Source organism: Thermogemmatispora sp., assembly GCF_019683755.1.
Classification (GTDB): Bacteria; Chloroflexota; Ktedonobacteria; order Ktedonobacterales; family Ktedonobacteraceae; genus Thermogemmatispora.
In genome coordinates, this window is record NZ_JADGHT010000464.1 from 1 (window position 1) to 2,972 (window position 2,972).

The following is a 2,972-nucleotide window of genomic DNA, read 5'->3' on the forward strand; positions in this document are numbered from 1 at the left end:
CTCTCCTTCCTGCTCCTCTCCCGCACCCTGGCTCCCTCCTACGCCCAGCTCCTACGCTCACCTCTTCTGTCACAACTGCCATGTCATGCTCTTCCTCGGCTCCGCCTCCCTCGACGACGCAGGCCGCCCTCTCTTCTTCCTCCGCGGCAACAACCCTCCCCTGCCCAACCACCATCAGCAGCTCCTCAGCCGCGCTCTTTGGAAGCTGCTCGCCGACCACGCCGAGCATGAACTGTCCGTCCTCGTCTCGGACGACCCCCGCTATGCCCATACGCTCGCCGAAGCCGGTACCTGTGAGATCGGCAGCGATGGCCCCTCCGATCTCTCCTTCGAGGACTACTTGCACAACTGGCCAGGCTGAGATCTATATACAGGCGGGCGCCACCCATCTCCGGGCCGCCAGGCCTCTCCTCATCCAGGAGCCGGAGAGGGTAAGCAGCAACCGATTAAAGACCAAGAACTAACCCAGGCGCACCTTGGCCCCTTTCGCCGCTGCCTGGACGAACCTGCGTAGCAAGCAGATCAACACAGCTGCTCGCCCGTGCGCCAGCCAGCGCACTCAGGCGGCAGCCCATGCCAGACTGCTTGCAAGCGAAGCAGCTTTCCTTGACCCATAGCACTCTTCTGAAAGGAGGCTAGACAGGGATGAGTCACAGTGCTGACGCCATCTTCGCCTGCATGGACTGTAAAGTCTACTTCTCTCTAGGTAAAGCTTTCTATCGCAGCATGGGCATCTTTAATCTGGTGGCCTACTTCCACAGTGGCCAAGAGGGTGACCTGCCCCACAGCCAGAGCATCTACAACACCGTCCTTTGGAAGATGCTCGCTGATCATGCGGGCCACTGCTTGAATGTCCTCACGGGCGATGACACAAGCTATAAGAACCTTCTCAACGACCCAGCCAGCCGGAAGATTGGCGGCTCTGGCCCTTGCGCTCTCTCCTTCGAGGCATACCTCCGCGACTGGCCGGGCTTACAACCCCTTGCCTCCTCTACCACTCTCTGGCCGTCCTCCCCCAGCCACGAGATCGTTCGCCTGCCCTATTCTTCCTTCTTCGCCTTCGAACACACTTTGCAGCGCGCCGCCCTCCAGCTCTCCTCTCAACAGCAAGGTCTCATCACCCTTCTTGTGCCCGACCCTATCCCTGTCTCCATCTGGCTCCCCCGCTTCCTGCAGCGCCGCCGGCCTGCCTCCCTCGACCGCTACCATCGTCTCTCCCTCCGTATCCTGCACGAGACCTACGCCCCGCTCTATGAAGGCCCTATCCTCACCCCCCCGGAAACCACTTCCTTTCCTCAAGAGGCCCTCCTCCCAAGCCGCTACGCACATCTCTTCTGCCCCTTGTGCTATAAGATGCTTTTCCTGGGCCAGGTCTTTCCCCCTGAGCAAAAGCAGCTCCTCTTCTTCCTGCACGGGAAAGACCCCTCCCAGCCTAACCACAAACAGCACCAGCTCAGCCGCGCCCTCTGGAAAATGCTTGCTGATCACACCGATCATGACTTATTCGTCGTGCTCGAAGGAAGCTGGCACTATGAACGGCACCTTGCCGATGAGTGGATTTGCGAGATCGGCGGCGATGGCCCACGCGATACCCCCTTCGAAGACTACTTGCAGGACTGGCCAGGCTAATGCTCATAGGTTCACATGCGCGCGCTACCTGTCCCTCGCCAGTAGCTCCAGGGGGACTTAACAGGGAAGGGAAGCCTCATGGCAGCAGCGATCAGCCCATGTTCGCCCTTTCTTTGCCGCCGCCCTGATCTCCCTTGCGGATCAGGCCACCACACTGATCACCTCCAGAGAGGCGACAGCAAAATAGGGGCCGCCCGGTTCCAAGGCACTCATTTTGCCTTCTTTCGTTCATTCACTCTAATCGCTCAGCGGGCTTGAGCAGTGTCCCGACTGATCGAAAGAAAAAAGGAGCGCTGCAATGCTTTCCCAGGCGGCCCCTGCATATACTACAGCTCACAACTTCAACGGATCAGATAAGGCAGACGAATCGCTCCATCCAGGCGGATGACTTCACCGTTGAGCATCGGATTCTCAACAATATGGCGCGCCAATAAAGCATATTCCTCCGGTCTACCCAGCCGTGGCGGGAAGGGCGCCTGTTGCAGCAGAGAGACGCGCGCCGGTTCGGGAAGAGCCGCCATCAGCGGCGTGTCAAAGATGCCAGGAGCAATGGTGACCACTCGAATACCGTTGCGTGCCAGATCGCGGGCCACAGGGAGCGTCATGCCAACAATACCACCTTTAGAGGCCGAATAAGCAGCCTGGCCAATCTGGCCGTCGAAAGCTGCCACCGAGGCCGTATTGATAATGACCCCACGCTCTCCCTCAGCGTTCGGCTCGTTATTACTCATGACCTGCGCCGCCAGACGCAGAGCGTTGAAGGTGCCGATCAGATTGACCTGAATGACACGCGTGAAGGTTTCAAGACTGTGAGGCCCCTGCTTGCCAAGGGTGCGCTCAGCCAGACCAATGCCGGCACAGTTTACAAGGATATGCAGACCGCCAAAGGCTTCTTGGGCCTCCTTGAGTGCCGCCAGAACCGAGGCTTCCTCAACAACATTCGTTGGCACAAAGCGCGCCGCAGGTCCGATCTCCTGGGCCAGCTTTTGACCACCTTCACTGTTGATGTCAGCAATGAGCACACGCGCGCCGCTTTGACTGAAGAGTCGCACACAGGCCGCCCCCAGGCCGGAGGCGCCTCCTGTCACCATGACACTTTTGCCGCTGAGTTCCACGTTGATACTCCCTTGTCTTCGCTTTTGAATTCAGGACGCTGAGCCAGCCGCTTCTCGTTTACCGCACCTTTCTTCTTTCTCGCCCCTGATTCACTCTCTCTGCACTGGCCTCTGGAGCGTCTTTGCTTGCTTTGCTCGTCCAATAGCTGCGAGCAGGGGCTGATCAGGCGCGTCGACGCTGTACCAAGGCTTCGCGTCCGCTGCACTATTACTATATCACGCCCAGGC

At 59.1% G+C, this 2,972-nt stretch carries 3 protein-coding genes; 2 read left to right on the forward strand and 1 reads right to left on the reverse strand.

What is annotated here, in order from left to right; genetic code table 11:
• Both IRZ24_RS18795 and IRZ24_RS18800 read left to right on the forward strand, forming a co-directional pair.
• The coding region (locus tag IRZ24_RS18795) for a hypothetical protein (protein ID WP_297167793.1) at positions 1-361 on the forward strand (361 nt) is incomplete at its 5' end.
• A gap of 284 nt (positions 362-645) precedes the next feature.
• Entirely contained in the window at positions 646-1,629 is a 984-nt protein-coding gene (locus tag IRZ24_RS18800; RefSeq protein ID WP_297167796.1) for a hypothetical protein, read from the forward strand.
• A gap of 341 nt (positions 1,630-1,970) precedes the next feature.
• On the opposite strand, the gene IRZ24_RS18805 is transcribed toward IRZ24_RS18800, so the two are convergent.
• The gene (locus tag IRZ24_RS18805) at positions 1,971-2,744 is read right to left on the reverse strand and encodes a 3-hydroxyacyl-CoA dehydrogenase (RefSeq protein WP_297167800.1); all 774 of its coding nucleotides are present in this window, start codon (positions 2,742-2,744) and stop codon (positions 1,971-1,973) included.
• Positions 2,745-2,972: the final 228 nt, after the last annotated feature.